Consider the following 21,962-nt stretch of genomic DNA (forward strand, 5'->3'; position numbering starts at 1 on the left):
GCACTGCCCCCGCTGGCGGGGGGGCTGTCAGCCGACAGGCTGACTGGGGGTGGCCACAGCACACACGCACCGCGACCACCCCCAGTCGGCTTCGCCGACAGCCCCCGCCAGCGAGGGCGAGACGCCTAGGCGCGCCGATCAGGCCTGGCGCTTGCGCCAGACCATGAGGCCGGCTCCGGCGGCAGCGAGCGCGACGATCGCACCCACCACACCGATCACGGCAGCACCGGTCGCGGACAGGCCGGAACCGTTGCCCGGCTGCTTCGCATCACCGGAACCGTCCTTGGCCGCCACGGTCACCGTGATCGTCGCGGTCTTGCTGCCAGCGGTCGCGGTGATCGTCGCGGTGCCGGCCTTGACGCCGGTCACCTTGCCGTTCTCGTCGACGGTGGCGACGGCCGCGTTGGACGTGGTCCACGCGACGTCGGTCTTATCCGCGTCGGCGGGCGTGATCACGGCCTTGAGCTGCACGGACGCGCCTTCCTTGACCGTCACCTTGCCGTCCTTGACGCCGTCGCCGGCGATCGTGACGGATTCGACGGGCTTCGGCGTGGACGGCTCGCCCTGTGCCTTCACCGTCACCGTGACCGTCGCGGTCTTGTCGCCCGCGGTCGCGGTGATCGTCACGTCGGTGTCCGCGGAGACCGTGTTGTACGTGACGAGACCGTTCTCATCAACCGTGGCAACAGCCTCGTTGGACGAAGACCAAGTGACCTTGTCGGTCGCGTTCGTCGGGTTGACCGTGGCCTTCAGCTGCAGCGTGCCGGGTTCCGGTCCGACCGTCACCTTGCCGTTCGCGACGCCGTCGCCGGTGATCGTGACGGATTCGGCCGGCACGGTCGCGGGCTTGTCGGCGACCTTCACCGTGTTGACGCTGGTCAGCTCGTACGTCTTCGACGGCTGGGCGCCCTCGGTGCCGGGCTGTGCGTTCTGCAGCACGCCGGTCGTGTTCTCGCCGATGGCCTTCGCGAACACGGTCTTGCCCGCGTCCGCGTCGGTCAGCGTGTACTCGGCGGCGGTCGCGCCGTCGATCTTGACGGCGTCGGAACCGTCCGCGGAATCCGCGCGGTACCACTGCACGGACGAGAGCCTCCAGCCGTCGTTGAACGCGGCGGTCAGCGTCGTGCCGACGGGCGTCGCGGCCGCGTCGTCGCCGGAACCGGCGACCGCGCCCGTGACGGACACTTCGGGCGTCGTCTCCGGCAGCACGCCCTCGTACGTGACGGGGATCGTCTCAATCGTGCCGTCGGCGCCATACGTGACGCGCGCGATGCGGATCTCACGCTTGTTGCCGTTGGCGAGCTGCGCGTTGTTGTGCGTGGAATCGTAGCCGCGCGGGCGCATCTCGTCGGTGAGGAACGCGTGGTACACGATGTACCAGTCGTCGGTGCCCGGAACCTGCACGAACGAGTGGTGTGCGGTGCCGAGGATGCCCTTCGCGTCGTCCTTCGACAGGATGTAGCCGCCGTACTGCCAGTCCGTGCCCTTCACGTCGCTCAGCTTCTTGGCGGAGACGTACGCGTAGCCGACGCTGTAGCGCGGCTCGTTGGTGTCCCAGCACGAGTAGCTGTAGTAGTAAATCGTGTTGCCGGGCTTGTTCGGATCGGGACGGGACGTGATGTAGGAGCCCTCGCGCATGTCCTTCGTGGCGTTGGTGGTCACCGTGGTGCCCGCCTTGATGCCGGTCATGTCGTCGTTGAGCTCGGCGTACTTGCCCGGGGACTGGCCCCACGCGAGATAGTACTTGTCGGGCTCGTTCGGGTCCTGGAACACGGCCGGGTCGATGCTCGACTCGACCTTGACCTTCTGGATCTTGTAGCCGGACGTGATCGTGCCGCCCTTCGCCGGGTCGGAGATGGCCACGTTGGTCATGCCGCCGCCGGAGAAGTACAGGTAGAACTTGCCGTTGCGGACGGCGAAGCCCGGGGCCCACGCCTTCTCCTTGCGGCCGTCGATCATGTCGTTGTAGTCCTTCGACAGGTCGACGACGGTGCCCTTGTCCTCCCAGTTGACCATGTCGGACGACTCGAACACGTGGATCGAGTGGCCGGCCCAGCCGGAGTAGCCGTCGGTGGTCGGGAAGATGTAGTACTTGCCGCCGTAGGCGACGACCTGCGGGTCGGCGAAGAACTTCCAGCCTTCGTTGCCGGTCGGATCCTTCTCGCCGATGCCGGAGGCCTTCGCCTTGTCGCCGCTGATGCGCACCGGGGTGACAAGCACCTCGACGCCGACCGTGTAGCCCACGGTCCTGCCGTCGTAGGTGAGCTTCAGCTTGAGCGGCTGCGAGTAGTCGGTGATCTTGTCCAGGTCGGCGGCGGTGAGCGTCTTGCCGGACTCGTCCGCGACGGTCACGCCGTCGGGAATCTCATAGTCGAAGGAGACCTTCGACTTGTCCGACTTCGCGCCGGTCTTCGCGTCCGCCCAGTAGTCGAGCACGATCGTCTTCGTGACCGCGCCGGAACCGTCGGTGGCGGTGGTCGCGTTCTGCGAGAGGATCTGGTCGGTCTTCTTCACCTTGAGCGCGGCGGCCGGGCCCTGCACGTCGAGCGCGGACTTCGCGTAGTTGTAGACGTTCACGTCGTCGATGCCGCCGTTGTAGGTGCCGTCGGCCGAGTAGAACGACTTACCGAAGTACGCCTTCGTGTTCCTGCCGAAATCGGTGATCGCCACGTCGGTGTCGACCTGGCCGGCGAGATCGCCGTCCACGTACAACGCGATGTGGTTCTTGGTGACGGTGAGCGTGTACTTGTGCCACACCTGCGTGTTGATCGTGCCGGAGATCTTCTGCTCGTTCTGGTAGGAGCCCTTGGTGATGGCCGCGTACGCCTCGTTGCCACGCAGGCGGATGAACAGGTACTTGTTGTTGTCCTGGCCGAGCGCGAACGAGAAGAAGTTACCGGAGGACTGACGCGACTTCGACGAGAACTCGAGCGTGAACTCGTCGCGCCCATCGAACAGGCCGGCCGGCAGCTCGGCATACTCGCCGTTGCCGCGCAACTGGATCGCCTTGCTGTCCCAATCACCCGGCTTGCCATGCTCGGTGACGCTGTGCAGCGTCATCGTGTTGCCATTACCGGTCGTGTCCTTACCGAGATCGCTGTCGTCCTCGAAATCATACGAGGCAATCGGCTTTGAACCGGACGCGTCCGGCGTGACCGGCTCAAGCGGCGCGTTCTTATCGAACGCCTTCATCACCGCGTCATACTCGGTCTCACTGATCGGCAGAATCGTACCGTGACGCTTCTTAAGCGAACCGAAGTTCACGTCGGAGGCGTAGCCCCAATCGGACTTGTCGGTGCTGCCGAGATCGGCGGAACGGTACGGCGTGTAGCCCTTGCCGGACGAGTACTGGTCCCACATGAGGCCGTACTTCATCTTCTTGCCGGCGGCGTTGGTCTGGATGTCGTCGGAGCTGTAGAAGAACAGTTCCGGGCCCTCCAGCTGCTTGCCGGTCAGACCGGTGCCGGTGAGGTCACCGAACGTGCCGACGAGCGTCCACTGGTTCGGGTCGCTGGTGTCGGTGTTGTAGTAGCCGTTCGCGACGGTGTCGCCGGTGGTGAGCGTCGTCGCGTACGGGTCCTTCGAGCGTTCGATGCCGAGGTACGTGTCGCCGGAGACGCGGTAGTAGTAGCCGTCGTCGGCCTTGATCATCGTCGTGTCGATGACGGACTTGGCGCGGTCGATCCACTTGACGGGTGTCGTGAAGTGCACGAAGTCGCGCGTGGTCGAGTAGTACATGTTGGTGCGGTCGCCGGATTCGTTGTCCTTGTCGGAGGCGGTCGCCCAGTAGACCATGTACTGCTGCTTGGCCTCATCCCAGTACGCTTCCGGAGCCCACGCCATGCCCGCGCCGGGGATCTTCGACGCGACGTCCACGGCGCGCGGCGCGCTCCAGTGGGCGAAGTCATGCGATTCCCACACGATCAGGTTGGTGCTGCCGGTGGAGGTGGCGCCGGCCGCACCCCAACCGCCGCGGTTGTGGATGCTCAGCTCGGTGGCGATCAGGTAGACGGTGTCGCCTTGCGGGGAACGCACGAGATACGGGTCGCGCACGCCGTTGTCCTTGCCGCGGCTGTTACCGGTCTGGCTGTTCTCCCACGTGAGCACCGGGTCACCGGCAGAACGGGTGTCGTGCCAGGTGAGACCGTCCTTGCTGGTCGCGAAGTACATCTGCTCGTCGGTGGTGCTGCCTTCCGTGCCGGTGAAGTGCGCGAACAGGTAGTCGGTGGTCTTCGGTTCGGCGACGGCGGCCTTGACGGTCAGTTCGAAGGTCTTCGTCGCGGTGGAGCCGTCCTTGCCGGTGATGGTCGCGGTGAGCGTCACCTTCGTGTCCGCCTTCGGACGGGTGACGACGCCGGCGGGGATCGTGCCGTCGGTGCCGGTCGCGGCGTCGGTGATGACGGCGGCGTCACTGGACTTCCACGTGATCGTCGAGCCGTTCACCGTGCCGGCGTCCGGCAGGGTGATGCTCGCGTACACGTCGGATTCGCCGTTGTTGACCGTGAGCGCGTTGGCGTCCGCCTCGGCCTGCTTGGACTGCTGCTGCGACTCCTCGTAGTCCTTCTTGACCTGGTCGGCGGTGTGCGCGGAACCGTAGATCTTCAGGTTGTCGAGCAGACCGGAATAGTATTCGCCGTTCACCCAGTTCGCCTTGCCGACCTGCAGGATGCCGCCGTCCGCGCCGAGGATGTCGGCGATGCCCTGCTTGTTCGCGCCGTCGGGCGTGGCGGTCGCAACCTGAGAGCCGTCGATGTACAGCGTGGACGAGGTCGGGGCGATGACGATGTCGACGTGACGCCAATCGTTCTTGAGATCCTTCACCTCGGCGCTGCCGGAGCTGTTGCGGCCGGAGCCGTCGTTGTTGTAGCGCTGGAACGCGAGCGACGTGGTGAGGTCCATGATGCCGAGATAGTGCTCGGACTTGTAGGTCGGGGCCTTGGTATCGGGGGCCGCGTAGAACGCCCACCCCTGGTTGGTGCTCGCGGACTTCGAATCATAGCTGATGGTGACGGAGTCCTTGCCCTTGAGCACGGCCGAACCGTCGGACTTGGTGACGTTCAGCCAGAATCCGGAACCCAGTTGGGCTGCGGTCGAGCCGTCCTTGCCGGTGCCGGTCGCAGCCGTGCCGTTGATCGTCGCCTTGACGCCGGTGGTCGCATCGGTGATGTCGCCGGTCGCGCCCGCCTTCACGTCGTTGAAGTCGAGATTCGCGAGCAGATCGCCGGCGGATGCGTCCGTCGTGTCCGCTGTATCCGCCGCGGGAACGGCGTTCTGTGTCGTGGCCTGTTGCAGCGCCTGCTGCGCGGCCTCGGTGGGCGTCGTCGACGCGTCCGCCGCCGTAGCCGGAGGCACCACCGCCACCAGCATCGGCAACGCCGCGAGCGTGGCCACCGCCTTCTTCCACGTACCCATAAGTCTCCTCCGATTGTGGGTGTAGATTCGTTGCTTCCTCGTGTATTCGATACAATCCGTGCGGCCCGCCGCGGAGACGAGAACCGGTGGAACCGCACACGGATTGTTATCGAATTGTTATCATGCGACACGCTGCCGTTCCTTCACCGGCCGGATTCCGTGCCGCAGGGCCGTACCGGCGATTCCTCCTCATACGCCGTTCCGGCCCGCCCTCCACCGCAATCTCGCATCGGCTCATCCCTACGAACGGCAACGTTCTTCGGCAATCACACCGACGCTCGACCACGCTTGATGCTGTAATCGCTTACCAGTGTAATGTGAACGCTCACCATCGCTCCGCCGGCGAACCACTCGCAGCAAGCACCGTCACCTTCATTGAAGGTTGATACAACCAGATGTTGATACAACCAGATGTTGATACAACCAGCCTCAATACTGTACTTCCCCAGAGGAGTTGCCCTCCTCCTCCCGCTGGCGGGAGGTGGCGCGCAGCGCCGGAAGGTGGTCTGCGATGGTGCGTTGCCGTCGTGTTCGGTTGATATCGGTGGTGTCGTTGGCGTAACCACCCCACCCGGCTTATGCCGGGAGCCCCCGCCGGCGGGGGCGAAGGGATCGTGGCGCCGGAGGGTGGTCGCGTGGCGGAAGCGCTGTGATGCCAGGCCATGCTGTCGCAGCCTTCTTATCTTCCTCCCGCTGGCGGGAGGTGGCGCCACATACCCCCACGTTGTGAATGTCCATTCCAGCTTCCTCCCGCTGGCGGGAGGTGGCGCGTAGCGCCGGAGGGTGGTCGCGTCCCGCAACCCGATGCGTCCGCCAGCATGAGGCCGGCCGTTTCGGGCGTGGGGCCGGTTTTCAGGGTATGGGCGGCGGGCCGTTTTCAGACGTGGGCCGGCTGGTCGTTCAGACATGGGCCGACCGTTCCAGGGTACGTGCGGCGGGCGCGGGCGGTACGCGGCTCCCCACACCCCGCGTCCTGTGTCCCACACCCCGCTCCCGCACCCTATGCCCCATACCCCGCGTCCTACGTCCCGCATCCCGGCCGGGTCTGCTCCACAACACATGCCGGAGAGCCTGTTGTGGAGCAGCCTCCCGCCTCGACCCCCGCGAAAACCCCTGTTTCCAGCGTTCCCGACCCGTAAAGCGTGCCACAACTCCCCGCAATCCCGGCTCCCGCCCCTGTTGTGGAGCGGGACCGCGCCACAACATCCGCCGGTATCGTTCCCATCGCACGTTGTGGAGCAGAAGGGCCCTCATGATGCGCCACAACTCCCATGAACCGCCTCTTGCGACCGTGTCGTGGCGCACCACCGCTCCACAACACCATTCCCGCACGCTGTTGTGGAGCACCGGGACATCCCCAGGTCCGAAGGCCGGCCTCCCGCATCACCCCGGGAGGTCGCTCCCCGTCCGTCCGCTCCTCCCTGGCGTCAGGAATCCCGGATGAAGCCGTTGTTCTCCGGGATTTATGACGCTGGGAGACTGAGCGTCAGAAATCCCGGACGGCGGGGCCGTTCTCCCGAATCCGGGACGCTGAGAATGGCTCAGCATCCCGGATTCCGGACACTGCCGCCCGTTTCCTGAAACTGGGACGCTGAGAGAGGCTCAGCATCCCAAAATCCGGACGAAGCCGCCCGTTTCCCGAATCCGGGACGCTGAGAAGGACCCAGCATCCCAGATTCCGGACGAAGCCACTCATCTCCGGGATATATGACGCTGGGAATGACTCAGCGTCAGAAATCCCGGACGACGGGGCCGTTCTCCGGGATTTGTGACGCTGGGGCGGATACGGCGAATCGTCCTGCCGGGGCGGGAATAGCGGCTCCGGGGCGGGAATAGCGGCTCCGGGCCGCGGGCCAGTCAATGCCCCCGGGAAAGGAATGGAATCCCGGCCTTCCCGGCCGCGACCACCCTCCGGCGCTACGCACCACCTCTCGCCAGCGGGAGGACAATACGCGCGCGAACTTGTGCGCAAGACCGTGCAGGAGAGCGCCACCTCCCGCCAGCGGGAGGACAATACGAGAGGCGGCTCGTGCACGTTACCGCCCGCCGGTGGGAGGCGGCGAGGACTGGAGCCGCATATGGGTCGTACACGCCGCAATGCGAAGAGCCGGGAAACGACGCACCCCACGACCGGACCACAATCCCGCCCCCGCTGGCGGAAACGCCGCCATACGGCCAGACCGACGAATCCCGCCCCCGCTGGCGGGGGGCTGTCAGCCACAGGCTGACTGGGGGTGGTTCCGGTACGCACGCACCGGAACCACCCCCACCCGGAACCACCCCACCCGGCTCCGCCGGGAGCCCCCGCCAGCGGGGGCGAAGCGATCAGCCCGACCGGCGGACAGCCCCGCCAGCGGGACGAAACCATCGACCCGACACCACCGGACAGCCCGCTGGCGGGGGCTGTCGGATGACAGTCCCGCCAGCGGGGACTGGCCCGTCAGGCCTGCCGCTTGCGCCAGATGGTCAGGGCCAGGCCGGCGGCGGCGAGGAGCGCCACCACGCCGCCGAGTCCGAGCACCGCGGCACCGGTCTGGGACAACGCGTCACCCGACTGACCGGCGTCACCGGCATCGGCCTTGCCGCCATCACCGGCACCGGGCTTCTGCGGTTCGTTGCCATCGGCCTTGACCAACGCCGCGATGGCGTCCTTCAATGCGGCGGCGGCCTTGTCGACCGTCTTCTGATCGTTCGAGTTCAGCGCATCGCGGGCGGCGGCGAGCTTGACGCTCATCGCGTTCCACGAGTCGGCGGTGTAGTCGGGCTCCTTCAAGCCGGCGACCACGGCGATCTGCGCCTTCAGCGCCTCCGTGTCGACGGCGCCAGGCTCGGTGCCGCCGGCCTTCTTGACCAGTACGACCTTGTAGACCTTCACGGTCACCCCATCCTGAGCGGTCACCGTGACCGTCACCACGCCATCCGCCACCGACACCGCAGTCGAGGCACCCGCATCCGCGACGACCGCGGACACATCGGCATCGGTCACCGCGGAAGGATCGTCGACCTTAAGCTCGGCGCCACCGGTGGAGGCGGCCTTGTCGAGGTCGATGTCGGAACCGGCGACGTTCAGCGACTTCAGCGACGCATCCGACGACACCGGCTTGTCCGTTACGACGACCGTCAACGTCACGTTCTTCTTCGACTGATCCAGCTCCTCGGAGACCTTCATGTCGAGAATCGGCGAGCCGTCGGTGCGGAAGTGAATCGGCACGATGGAGGCGTTGCGGGCGCCGGAGTTGCCGAAGTGGTACACGTTGTAGATATCGCCGTACGGGTCGGCGAAGTAGGAGTTGTGCCCGAGGCCGTTCTGGCCGGGGAACACGCCGTTATGCATCCACGGGTAGTTCGACTTCGTCCAGCTGGACGCCTTGGTCAGGTCGGAGCCGACCTTGGCGGTGAGCATGCCGGTCGCATACTGGTCGGAGACCTCCTGCGCGGAGAAGACCATGTAGATCATGCCGTCCTTGACGAGCACGTTCGGGCCTTCGCTCACGCCGGACAGCTCCCAGCCGTAGACCGGCTGGACGATGCGGGTCGCGGCGGAGGTGATCTGCCACGGCTTGTCCTTGCTGGTTTCGGCGATGTACAAGGACGCGCGGGCACCCTTGTAGGTGTCATCGCCCTGGCTCCACGCCACGTAGGACTTGCCGGCGACCTCGAAGTAGGTCATATCGATGGTCAGGGCCTTCGTGTTGAGCGCGGAACCAGACTGGTTGATCACGCGGTGCTCGGTCCAGTCGGCGGTCTTGGTCGGGTCGCCGCCGTCCTTGAGCTCGTACACGTAGGCGGACGGGCCGGCCCAGTTCGGCGCACCGGAGAGCGCAGGGTCGCCGTCCTTGCCGGTCGGGTACTGGGCGAAGAAGCAGTACAGGTGCGTCTTGCCGTTGGAGTCGGTGATCGCGTGCAGCTCGGGCGCCCAGTGGTAGCCCTCGTGCCCGGTGTCGTCCTTGTTGCCCCACAGGAAGATGTCCTGCCCTTGGACGATGTTGCCGCCGTCGCCGTCGCTCACGGAACTTCCGGCATCCTTCAGGCCTTCCATCGTGTCGGAGACGCGGATGTAGATGTTGCGGTCCGCACCCTCGTTGGTGGCGATGAAGTAGTACTTGCCCTGCCAGTAGACGACGTTCGGATCGGCGCGGCGATACATCATCGTGCCGTTGGAGAAGTTCTGCTGGGCAATGGTGCCGTTCACCGTGTACTCGCCGGCCTTGGTGGTGTCGATCTTCGCGAGGTCGTCGGCGTTCCAGTTGACGCGGAAGTCGTACGTGGAGCCGTCGGAGTAGGTGGCGGTCGCGGTCGTGCCCTTCGAGAGCAGACCGTTCTTCAGCGCTTCGCCGCCGTTGATCTGCTTGAGCAGGTCGTCCTTGCTGGTCTCGCCGGCCTCGACGGTGATGTCCTTCGGGTTCTCGACGCCGGTGTTGGTCACGCGGCCGAGCTTCTCGGCGACCTTCGCCGCGAGCGAGGCGTCCACGGCGATCGTGTTGGAGGCCACGGCGTTGGAGATGCCGCTCAGGTCGGCGGTGGTCTTGGCGAACGCGGCACCGGTCTTCACGGCGGAGAACGTCTTGAAGTCCTCGGTGGTCACGTACTTGGCCACGCCGCCCACGGTCCAGCCGACGCGGTAGTTGCCGGCGGAGGCGTCGTATCCGGCGGTCAGCGATCCGGCATCGAACTGCGTGGTGTCGTCGGTCACCTTCACGCGACCGGTTACCTCGTAGTCGTTCGGGGCGTCGTTCCACTGGATGAGGTCGTCGGACGTGAGGAACAGGATCTGCCCCGGATCGGCCGGGTAGATGGTCGAAGAGCTGTCTTGCCCGCGCGCGGTGTTGTACTTGGTGAGCGTGGAGACGAATGCGTACTTTCCGTCCTTCATGCGGAACAGGTACGGGTCGGCGATGCCGCGGCCGATCTCGGCACCGGTGGTGTTCAGCGTCTTGTTGACCTCGTCGAGGATGTAGTTCGCTTCGGCGAACACGACGCCGTAGTTCTGGTTCAGCGCCTCATAGGACTTGCCGTCCTTGCTGAGCGCCATGTGCAGCGACTGGCCGACGCGCGCGCCGCCGCTGATGGAGCCGGCGCGCGTGTAGGAGGCGATGGTCTCGGCGCTCTTCGGCATGACGCGCACGGCGGTGAACTTCTTCGTCGCGGTCTTGCCGTTCAGCGTGACGGTGGCGGTCAGGTCGACGGTCTTCTCGGCATCGCCTTCCGCACCGGCCACCGTGCCGTCATCCTTCACGAGCGACGTGTCGGACGACTTCCATGCGACGGTCGCGCCGGGAGCGGCGGCGATCGTCGCAGGCAACGTCGCGCCCGCCGTGAGCTGGTAGTCGACGAGCAGTCGGTCGGCGGCCGCGTCGGCGGTGGTGATGGCCGCGGTAACGACCACCTTGAACTGCTTCGTGTAGACCGTGCCGTTCACGGTGGAGGATGCGGTGAGCGTGACCTCGGTGTCCTTGTCGGGAGCCTTCACGACCTTGCCGTCGTTGCCGAGCACGGACGCGTCGGACGACGTCCACGCGAGCGGGTTGCCGAGCGCGTCGGTCGCGGGGAGCGTCACGCCGGTCTCGGTGGAGCCGGGTACGGCGACGCCGTCCCATACCATCGCGTCGGACACGTACGCGGCCTTCCACACCTTGATGTTGTCGAGTCCGCCGTTGTAGTACTTGTCGCCAGTCCACGTGGACTTGCCGAACGTGACCGGCAGGTCGGTGCCGAGGTCGGAGAGCTTCGTGGTCACGTTCCTGTTGATGCCGGCAAGATCGCCGTCGATGAACGTGGCGATGAAGTTCGGGCTTACGGAGATGCGGTACGTGTGCCACACGTTCGCGGTCTGCGTGGCGGTCACGCCCTGCTCGCCGCCGTTGGACGCCTTGGTGATGGACGTGTACACGCTGGTCGGACGCAGACGGGAGAAGAAGTACTTCTGATTGTCCGAACCGATCGCGAACGAGAAGAAGTTGTCGTTCGCGGCCATGCGCGACTTGGAGTCGAACTGCACGGTGAACGAATCGGTGCCGTTGAGCAGGCCCTGCGGCAGCTCGAGGTACTGGCCGGTGTTGCCGCGCAGCTGGATCGCGTTGCCGCCCTGCGTATGGTCGCCGGGCACGCCGTATTCGACGTTGTCGCCCTTGACGGTCAGGTCGTTGCCGTGACCGGAGACGTCCTTGCCTTTGTCGTTCGCGTCCTCGAAATCATAGGATGCGAGCAGGTTCGCGTCAGACAGGCCTCCGTCGGCCGGATCCGCCGCCATCGCGGTGCTCGGCCCCAGGGCCAATCCCGCTATCATCACCGGCAGGGCCGCGAGGGCCGCCACCGTCTTCTTCCAGTTCCCCATGATGCTCCTTCGGTAAGGGGATGATCTTCCTTCGATGTTCAGTTATGTGGTTATTCGGTTATGCGATGCCGATTGACCACAGGTTCCTTGACCATCACGGTCCGGTCCCTGATGGTCACGGCTCGCTCCCGGATGGTCACGGCTCGTTCCCTGGTTGGTTACGGAAAACCGATACGAACCAAGGAGCGAACCGTGACGGACGGGGACCGAACCGTGACTGGTCAGGACCGAACCGTGACGGACGGAGGCGGACGCCCCCGTCCGTTCTCGTCAGGCGCGGCGCTTGCCGAGGGCCAGGGTCACGCCGCCGGCGAGAATCAGCGTCGTGGCGATCACGGTCAGCACGGTCACGTTGGCACCGGTGGCGCTCAGGCCACCGTTGCCATCGGACTTGCCGTTACCGGCACCACCGTCACCCTGATCGGGCTTGGTGGCGGGCTTCGCTGCGACGGCGATCTCCAGCGAACCGGAAACGCCGTTCGCGGCGGTCGCGGTGATCGTCGCCGTGCCAGCGGCCCGCGCGGTCACGACGCCGTTCTGGTCGACGGAGGCAACGGTCGCGTTGGAGCTGGTCCACACGAGGCCGGCGGCCGCGGCGTCACCCGCGTCGCCGGACCACGTGAGGTCGGTCTTGAGCTGCGCGGTGTCGCCCGCGGTGAGCTGCTGATCGCCACTCACCTTCACGCCGGTGACGACGCTCTCGGACGACGGAGGCGTGGTACCGGTGCCCTTGACGTTCACGGTGACGGTGACGCGGCGGTTGGCGGACGCGACCTCCTGATCCTTGCTCAGCGACATGTCAAGCATGCCGTTGGAGCGCACGTTCACGGCCTTGAGCCACGTGTTGCGGTCCTGGTCGAACAGGCCGCCCGCCGCGGAACCGGAGTGGATCTCCGGGTACGGGCGCGCGTGGTAGGCCATGACGATGTTGCCGGCCTCGTCGTGCACGAGCGAGATGTGGCCGGGGCCGGCATGCTTGCGCTCGTACGAGGTCTCGTCGGCGCCGTACTTGCCGGTGTACGTGTCGTTGGTGTCGAACGACGGGAATTCGGCGGTGGTCCAGCTCGCCGGATCCTGCAGATCGGCGTCCTTGGCGGCGCGCATCACGTTGGTGTTGTAGTACTTGTCCACCGTGGCGCCCGCGTAGGCGATGTAGACGTAATCGCCATGCTCGAACATGAACGGCGCCTCCACGATCGCCTGATCCGAACCTTCGGAGTTGTCTCCGGGGGTCGGCGCCTGCTTGCCGTATTCGAACTGCTGGCTGACCTGATAGATGTGCTCGAGGCCACCGTCCACGAGCGGGGTGACGCCGTCGCCCATCTTCGCCTTGGCGAGGTACAGGCCGGCGCTCTTCGGGAAGAGCCAGTAGCCCTGGGTCTTGCCGTTCTCCGTGCGTTCGAAGTACGTCACGTCGAACGCGGCGCCTTCGAGCACGGTCGGCTCGCCCCAGTTCTCGGCCTTGAGGAAGCCGCCGTCCTTGATGGACTGCTCGTCGCCGGTGTACGGAATGAGGATGGTGTTGTTGCACCAGCCGCCGTTCACCGAGGAGGCGCCCTTGTGGAAGCCGGCCACGATCCACCACTTGCCGTTGATCTTGTGGAACTCCTGGGCCCAGATGAACGCGCTCCACCCGTAGAACGAGTTGGGATACTGGTCCTTGTGGCCCGGGGTGCCATTCTCCGGCTTGATGATGATGTGCTCCTCGGCGTTCTTGAGACCGTTGATGGTCTTCGCACGCTTGAGGCCGATGGAACGGTAGCTGGTCTTCTGCGCCACGTTCGAATCGGTGGACTTTACCTCATAGGTGGAACCGGTGAGGTAGTAGTAGCCGTCGTCATCGTTGTAGAAGATGTCCGGATCGGCGCGGGCGTCGTTGACCATGGACTCGTCGGTCTGCTTGACGGTGCCCTGGACCTTGATCGTGCCGTCCTTCGTCTTGTCGAGCTTGGCGAGCTGGTCGGCGATGGAGTCGGTGTCCCAGTCGACGTCGAACGTCTTGGTGGAGTCATCGTTGTAGGTCATCGTCGCCTGCGTCTTGGCGACGTCCTTCGCGATTGACTCCGCCGTGGCGTCCTTCGCGTCCGCCTCGACGCCCTTCACCGCGACACCGGTGTTCTGGAGGTCCACGTAGTTCTTGTGGAACTTCGTGTACTCCGCCTGGCTCACGGTGAACGCGCTGGTCTGGCCGTCGCCGGCCCATGCGGGCAGGCCGTCGGTCGCGCCGCCCACGCCCATCGCGACGGCGTCGGCCTTGGACAGGCTTTCGACCTTCGCCTTCGCGGTCAGGTCGGAGAGCGTGGCCACGCGGCCCTCACCGGTCAGGGCGTCGGTGAAGAACACCTTGTAGCCCTTCGCTGCGGCGTCGTAGACGATGCGCGGGTTGGTGACGATATCCGAATCGGAGATGGCGATCGCGCGCTGGTTGGTGAACGTCGCACCGTCGCCCTTGCCGTCCCACACGTAGATCGAGCCGGTCGCGTTGTTCTGCGACGCGACGACGCCGAGCGTGCCGTCCTGGGCGCGGTAGAACGTGGGCGATCCCATCTGCGCGTTCGGCTTGGCGGACTGCGAGCCATCCCACTTGACCGACAGGATCGACTGCGAGCGGTTCAACGTCGTCCACGCGCCTTCGCCCGCGGCCTTGTCGGCCACGTACAGCGAGTCCGCGCGACGATCGTCGTTGTAGGCGAGCGGATCGTACTTCGCGCCGTTCTGGTCGGAGCGGTCGACGTCCTTGACGTAGGACGCAATCTGTCCGCCATCATCGAGAATCGTCGCGTCGGCGGTGACAGGCGTCGCGACGCCGTCGATCGCCGCCGTGAGCGTGACCTTCACGGACTTCTCGCCGGCGGCAGGCAGCGTGACCTTGCCGTCCGCGGCGACGAGCTTCGCGCCGTCGCCCGCGGCCTTCCACGTGACGGTCCTGCCGAGCACGGTGGACGGCAGGTCGCCGGTGATGCGCGACGGGATGGCGAGCGCGGCGGCGAAGTCAGACTTGATGCCGTCGACGCCGAGCTCGTCGGCGGTGAGCGCGCGGCCGGTGATCTTCAGGTTGTCGATGAGACCGGTGAAGTATTCGCCGTCGCCCCAGTTCGCCTTGCCGATCTGCAGCACGCCGCCGCTCTCGCCGAGGATGTCGGTGATCGTCTTGCCGGTGGTGTTGACGCCGGCGAGCTTGCGGTCGACGTACAGTTTCGCGGTCGTGCCGGAGATGACGATGTCGACGTGCTTCCAGCCGTCGTTCGCCTTGGTGGAGGCGATGTTGCCGGAGGAGTCGCGGCCGTTCGTGTTGCTGTAGCGTTCGACTGTGATGCCGGTGGTCTTGTCGAGCACGCCGAGGTAGTGCTCCTTGCCGTAATCCTGCGTGTTCGCATTGGAGGCGGCGAAGACCGTCCAGCCGGTGTTCGCCTTGCCGGCGTCGGGCTTGGAATCGTAGGAGATGGTGACGTCGTTCCTGCCCTTGAGCAGCGGGGAGCCGTCCTTGGCGGTGACGTTCAGCCAGAATCCCTTGCCCAGCTTCGCGGCCTTGCCGTTCTTCGCGTCCTTGGAGTCGGCGAGCGCGGCGGTGCCCTGCGTGGCGCCGGTCGCGTTGCCGCCGTCGAACGTGCCGTCGGCGGAGGCCTTGTCGAACGTGAAGTCGGCGAGCAGGTCCGGGTCGGTGGGCTCGGTGGTGCCGTCGTCGGCGACCTTCACCTTGGCGGTGACGGTGATCGCGGTGGAGCTGACGAGCGGACGGTTCTTGTCGGCGGTCGCGTTGTCGACGAAGCCGCCGGACTGCTTGAAGCTGTTGTTCGCGTTCGCGCCGCTGTTGATGAGGTCGTCCTCGTCGGTTTTGACCGTGCCGTCGGAGGCCGTCCACTGCCAGTGGTTCTTGTTCGCGCCGATGGTGTCGACGGTGCCGGTGACCGTGTACTCGCCGGGCTTGGCGGTGTCGACGCCGGAGACGTCCCACGTCACGTCACGGTCGGCGGTGCCGTAGCCGTTGGCGAGGGTGACGGTCTGCGTCTTCGGAAGTTTCGCGGTCACGTCCTTGGCGGTGGCGTTCTGGTCGACGGTGACGGGGTCGGCGACGGTGAGGTTCTGGTTGTCGGCCTTCTTCGCGTCGGCCGCGCGGATCGCGTCGTACTGCGCCTTGGTGAGGGAGACGACGCCGCCGTGCTTGGTGTTCGCGGTGAGGAAGAAGTTCGTATTGCCGACCGGCTTCCACACGTTGCCGTCGGACGCGTCGAGGTCGTCGGCTTCGAGCAGGTTGTAGCCGTAGCGAGCGCCGGATGCGACGGACCCGTAGTTGTCGACGAACATGTACCACTTGTTCTCGCCGTTGACCTTGAAGCCGTTCGCGCCTTCCTGCGAGGAGCCGAGGGAGTGGCCGACGTTGTTCTGGCGCAGCACCCAGCCCTTGGCGGGATCGGTGGCATACTGGCCCTGGTCGTTGGCGCGCCACCAGTCGGCGCGGTCGGTGTACTCCATGAAGATGGTGCCGGAGCCGCTGGCGCGGTAGGAGCGCAGGTGTTCGGTGCCGTCGGCGTCCTTCATGGTGCGCTGGATCATCGTCGTGTCGATGGTGTTGCCGGGACGGTACTTGCTGTTGGGTACGTACACGCCGCCGAATTGGTAGGTGGCGTTGGTGAAGTCCTTGGTCGCGGCCCACAGCACGTGGGTGACCTTCTTGCCGGGCTGGTGGTTGTCGCCGTCGTACTTGGCGGAGGTGGACCAGTACATGACGAACGCGCCGCCCTGCTGGTCCTTCGGGTTGTTCTTGTCGGAGCCGTTGAGCTTGCCGTCGTCGTTGAGGTCGTAGAAGTTCGGCACCCAGGTGGCTTCGGGGGCCCACGCCATGCCGATGTCGGTGATCTTCTTGCCGGTCACGGTGTCGGTGAGGGTCTGGGTCTTGGCCGGGTTCTTCGTGTAGGCGTCCTCGGTGGCGGTCTCCAGCTCGTTCATGTCGCTGAAGTGGATGAGGTCCTTCGACGACCACACGTGCAGCTTGGTGCTGTAGTTCGTGGACCAGGCACTCCAGCCGGCGTTGTCGCCGCCGAACACGCGCAGGTCGGTGGCGAGGATGTAGTAGGTCTTCGACTCGGGGTTGTAGGCGATGAACGGGTCGCGCACGCCGGTGGTGGACTCGTTGTTCACGAGGATCGGACGGCTGGGTTGTCGGACTCCCACGTGACGGTCGGCTCGGCCGCGGCCGGCTCGACGGTCGTGGAGAGCGACGCGGTGGAACCTTCCTTGAGGCTCACCGTGCCGTCGTCGGCCACGTCGTTGCCGCCGATGTGCAGTGTGGTCGGCGAGGCGACGCCGAGATCCGCGGCGGAGAGCGCGGAGCCGTAGATGGTGAGGTTGTCGAGCAAACCGGTGAAGTATTCGCCGTTGCCCCAGTTGCCCTTGCCGATCTGCAGCACGCCGCCGGAGCCTCCGAGAATAGCGGAGAGCTTCTCGCCGTTCACGTTGCTCGCGACGAACTTCCTGTCGACGTACAGTTTCGCCGTCGTGCCGGAGATCACGAGGTCGACGTGCTTCCAGTCGCCGTTGGTGCCGGCGTTCTGGTCGATGGTGGCCTTGTCGGAGTTACGGCCATTGAGGTAGCGTTCGATGCGCGTCTTGTTGGTCTGGTCGAGCACGCCGAGGTATGTGGGCGCGTTGCCGTTGACCTGGTTCGCGTCCGGCGCGGCGAAGACGGTCCATGCGCCGCCGGTCGCGTTGGCCTTGCTGTCGTAGCTGATGGTGACGTCGTCGAGGCCGGCGAGCAGCGGGCTGCCGTCCGACTTGGTGACGTTCATCCAGAAGTTCTGGCCGAGCTGGGCGGCTGTGCCGTTCGCGTCGTCCTTGCCGGCGACGAGGTTCGCCGTGCCGTTGACGGTCGCCTTCGCGTCGCCCTTCGCGCTCGTGAACGCGGCTGTTCCGCCGTCCTGTGCGGCCGGATCGGCGTTGAAGTCGAAGCTGGCGATCGGGTCGGCCGCGGCGGCCTTGTCTTGATCGGCTGCGGCGGTCACCTGCGCCTGTGCGGCGCGCAGTTGCGCCGTCGACGCCGTCGCGGACTGTGTGGCCGCGGTCGCGGCGTCGTCCGCCGACGCGGTCATGGGCAGTATCAGTCCCATGCCGAGCGTCGACACTGCGGCCACGATGGCCGCGAGTCGTGTGGCTCTCTTCACTGAGATTCCTTCCTTGGATGCTTCCTTGGTTCCTGCTATTGCATTGTCGGTGCATCGCCCCTATGGCCATGCTCGCAATCGACGCGATACCACATGGGAAACCGGTGTACCAATTATATGCCGACGGCACGGACGCCGCCGGATTTGTTATCAAATTGTTATCAACGACCGGCCGCCGCTCTCCTTCAAGTGACGTGTTCCGCCGTCGTTCCGGTCACGACGCACGCGGCATCGCAACCGAACCTCCCTCGCCGGCGATGCCGCCAAGTCGCACGATCCCAGTCACTGCAACGTTCCCGAGATTGATACGCGCGTATGGCCGCGACACCGACTCCTACGCGCATCATTATACCGTGAGCGCTCACACAGATTGTGAACGCTTACAGCGCCTCCGAATACGGAGACCAGCCCGATGCTCCAACGAGACCATCGGCCCAGCAAACACCGCCCCCGCTGGCGGGAAACGGCGCACTCCTCAACCGGACCACAACCCCGCCCCCGCCGGCGGGGGCTGTCAGCCGCAGGCTGACTGGGGGTGGCCACGGCACGTACGCACCGAAACCACCCCCACCCGGCTCCGCCGGGAGCCCCCGCCAGCGGGGGCGAAGATGGAAGACGCACCCTCCCCGGTACCCCGCCAGCGGGGGCGAGGATGGAGGCACCCTAAGCACCTCACCCCATCAACGGGACGAGACCGTCAGGCGACAGCTCCGCCAGCGGGGGCGATGATGGAAGGCGCGCCTAGGTCAGGCGCGGCGCTTGCGCCAGACCGTGAGGGCGACGCCGGCGGCGAGCGCCAGCGCGGCGAGCGCGGTCACGCCAGCCACGGCGCTGCCCGTGGCGGACAGGCCCGGCTGCTCCGCGCCGGCGTTGCCGCCGGGCTTCAGCGTGCCGGCGTCGGACTTCTTCAGCAGACCGGCAACCGCGGACCGAAGACCGGCCAGCGCGGCGTTCACCTCATCCTGGCTGGCGTCGGAGCTCTGCAGCACGGCGTAGGCCTTGTCGCGGGCGGTGGCGAAAGCGGCCCAACCGGACTGGTAGTCGGCCTCCTTGTAGTCCTTGACCGTGTCGTAGAGCTGCTGCAGCTCGGCCTTATTCAGCTCGTCGGACTTGGCCGGGTTGATGGTGAACGTGGCGGTGGCGGTGCCGGAGTACTTGCCGGTGCCGGTCACGGTCACGGTGGCGGTGCCGGGCTCGACGTTGTCCGCGTAGGCCACGGTGTAATCGCCTTCACCCAGCACGGTGCCGTCGGCGAGCGTCACGGATTCGACCGCGGGCTCCTTGGCGGCGCCATCGGCCGTGTACTCGGTCTGCGCGAGCTTCACCGCGGCACCAGAGATGTCGGTGCCGGTGACGGTCACGGTCGCCTCGACGGGCATGCGGGAGTCGTCCTGTGCGACGCCCTTCACGGTGAACGTGCCGGTCTTCGCGTAGGAATCGGCCTTGATCGCGTCCCACGTCACGGCGACGTCGGCCGCGGAACCGTTGACGTGCGTGAGGTGCACGGTCTGCGGCAGGTCCGCGGTCGGATCGACGCCGACCTTCGTCTCGACGTTCACCGCGTCCACGGACTTGACGGCCACGGTCGGGGCGTACGCCTCCAGCACCTTCTGGTACTGCGCGCGCGTCACCGGCACGACGGTGCCGTGGCGCGGCTTGCCGCCGTCCGAGTTGGTGGGCAGGTTCTTGTACTTGACGGAGGTCACCTCACCGGTGGCGAGGTCGTTGACCTTGAATCCGATGTAGTGGTTCGGACCGCCGTGATAGCCCGGCTGGTCGATGAACAGGTACCACTTGGATTCCCCGTTCGCGAAGTTCACATCGCCGTCGTTCGCAGGGAACACGGACGGGCCTTCGCCGCCGGAGAACTTGCCGCCGTACTGGTTGTTCTGGCCGTCGCCGATGTTCTCCCTCACCAGCGTCCACTGGTCGGAGGCGGCGAGGCCGGTGGTCTTCGGCAGCAGTCCGGGCGTGGAGGCGGTGCCGATTGCGGAGAGCAGGTTCGTGGACTTCTCCTCGCGGATCTTCATGCGCGACTCGTCCTTGTAGAAGCGGTAGTAGACGCCGTTCTCCTTGGCGATGGTCGCGTCGATCATGCCTTTGCCCTGGCCTTGGTTGACGTTCACCCACACCTGCGGGTCGGAGAAGTGGACGAAGTCGTCGGTGGTGACGTAGATCATCTGGTTGTAGGTGACGTGCGTGCGCACGGACAGGCTGTCGTCGGTCGTGTCGTACATGTTCGACGCCCAGTAGACGACGTACTTGCCGATCTCCTCGTCGTAGTAGGCCTCGGGCGCCCACGTGTTGCCCGCGTAGTCGGAGCTCACCTTGACGTGGCTCTGCTTCGACCAGTTGACCAGGTCGTCGGACTTCCAGATCTCGATGTAGCGCGAGCCGTTGCGCTGACCGGTGTCGAAGCCGCCGCTGCGGCCGGCGATCTTCAGATCGGTGGCGAGCATGTAGAACTTGTCGCCATCCTTCGAGCGGATGATGAACGGGTCGCGCAGGCCCTGCTCGCCGTATTCGGAGGTGAACAACGGAGTGCCGCTGTTGAGCGTGTTCCAGTCGAGCGCGTCGTTGCCCTTGGACGCGGCGAGGCTGATCTTCTCGGCGCCCGCGCCCTCGCCGGTGAAGAACGCCCACACGTAGGCCTCGTCCTTCTCCTCGGCGGCCGGCATCGGCTGGATCGTGACCTCGAAGGTCTTGGCCTGCGTGGCCGCGCCGTTCTTCGCGGTGGCCTTGAGCGTGACCTTGGCGGCGTCCTTGCCGGCGGCGGGACGCTTCACGTCGATGGTGACGAAGCGCTTGTCCGTCACCTTGCCGACGGTGGCGACGTCCTTGCCGTCCGTCACCTCCCACGTGATCGTCGAACCGTTGTCGCCGGTCACGGGCAGGGAGACGTTCGAGCGCACGTCGTCGGTGCTTTCGATGGCGATCGCGTCGAGGTCGACCTTCGCCTTGTCCTCGTCGGACAGCTGCTTCGGCACGGTGACCGTGTACTGCACGGTCTTGGACGCGCCGGACGCGCCGTCGACTGCGAACGTGGCGGTGAGCGTCACCGTCGCGTCGCCGGCCGTGGCGGCCGGACGCGTGACGGTCGCCTTGCCGGTCGCGTTGTCGACGGCGATGGCGGCGTTGTCGGACTTCCACGTGACGGTCGCGCCGGCGGCGGCGACCGGCAGCGTGAAGTCCTCCGTCGCGCTCGACGGCACGGCGGAGGCGACGGACGCGACGGCCTTGTCGAGCGCTTCGGCGGCGTAGAGGTCCGCGACGTCGTCGGCGGCGAGCGCGGTGCCGTAGACCGCGTAATCGTCGACGTCGATCTTCGTGTTCGGATCGGCGTAGGAGGATTTCGCGATGTAGGCGACGAGGTCGCCGTAGTTCGTGAGGCCGCCGGCGGGGATCGTGTACGTCGTGTCGCCGACCGGCTGGCCGTTCAGGTAGACGCTCATCGTGCCGTCGGTGCCGTCGATCACGGTGGTGTAGAGCGCGAGCGCGTTCGTCGCCTTCGCGCCGGTGGTGGCGGCGTTGGTCGCGGCGGGGCCGACTTCGGTGCCCCACGGGCTGTTGTTCGGGGCGGCCGCGGTGGCGGTGGTCATCACGGACTTCACATAGCCGGACGGGTTCGCCGGATTGAGCAGGAAGTAGCCGTTCTTCGTCGCGCCATTGCCGATGTACGCGGCGGCGACGTTGCCGTTGCCGTAGTTGTTCTTCAGCCAGATGGAGACGGTCACGTCCTTCTGGCCGTTGATCGCGGTGGTCGGCACTTGGATGGACTGCGATCCGGTCAGGTTGACCTGTCCGTTCGCGAAGGTCGCATCGCCGGAGAGCGTGGCGTCGCTGTTCGCGGCGGTGCCTTCGTTCGCGATGGTCGTGCCGCCGCTCGGCGCGGCGTCGAATGAATAATGGATGAGCGGCTGCGGCGCGTTGCCTGTCGCGTCGCCGTCCGCTGCGGCCGCCGTCATCGGCAGCATGAGACCGGCGGCCAGTGTGGCGACGCTCGCCACCAGACCGATGGTCTTCCTCTTCCACGTTCCCATAATGCTCCTTTGGTTCAG

General features: G+C 66.1%; 5 protein-coding genes. All 5 read right to left on the reverse strand.

The genetic code is table 11. From position 1 onward, the window contains the following. Positions 1–138 precede the first annotated feature (138 nt). The 5 genes from AC1AYR_RS08385 to AC1AYR_RS08405 all read right to left on the reverse strand — a co-directional run bounded on the left by AC1AYR_RS08385 (position 139) and on the right by AC1AYR_RS08405 (position 21,944). Complete coding sequence (locus tag AC1AYR_RS08385; protein WP_476512286.1) at positions 139–5,412, reverse strand: LamG-like jellyroll fold domain-containing protein; 5,274 nt, start codon at positions 5,410–5,412, stop codon at positions 139–141. Positions 5,413–7,852: 2,440 nt separating this feature from the next. Continuing rightward, the gene (locus AC1AYR_RS08390; RefSeq protein WP_476512287.1) at positions 7,853–11,746 is read right to left on the reverse strand and encodes a family 43 glycosylhydrolase; all 3,894 of its coding nucleotides are present in this window, start codon (positions 11,744–11,746) and stop codon (positions 7,853–7,855) included. A gap of 270 nt (positions 11,747–12,016) precedes the next feature. Then, positions 12,017–16,918 (reverse strand): family 43 glycosylhydrolase, encoded by a 4,902-nt coding sequence (locus AC1AYR_RS08395; RefSeq protein WP_476512288.1) that lies wholly within the window; start codon positions 16,916–16,918, stop codon positions 12,017–12,019. Then, a complete protein-coding gene (locus AC1AYR_RS08400; RefSeq protein ID WP_476512289.1) occupies positions 16,882–17,904 on the reverse strand; it encodes a LamG-like jellyroll fold domain-containing protein in 1,023 nt (340 codons plus the stop codon). The genes AC1AYR_RS08395 and AC1AYR_RS08400 overlap by 37 nt, the downstream gene beginning before the upstream one ends. A 746-nt stretch (positions 17,905–18,650) precedes the next feature. Continuing rightward, the gene (locus AC1AYR_RS08405; RefSeq protein ID WP_476512290.1) at positions 18,651–21,944 is read right to left on the reverse strand and encodes an immunoglobulin-like domain-containing protein; all 3,294 of its coding nucleotides are present in this window, start codon (positions 21,942–21,944) and stop codon (positions 18,651–18,653) included. Positions 21,945–21,962: the final 18 nt, after the last annotated feature.

It is taken from the genome of Bifidobacterium sp. LH_417, assembly GCF_056357035.1.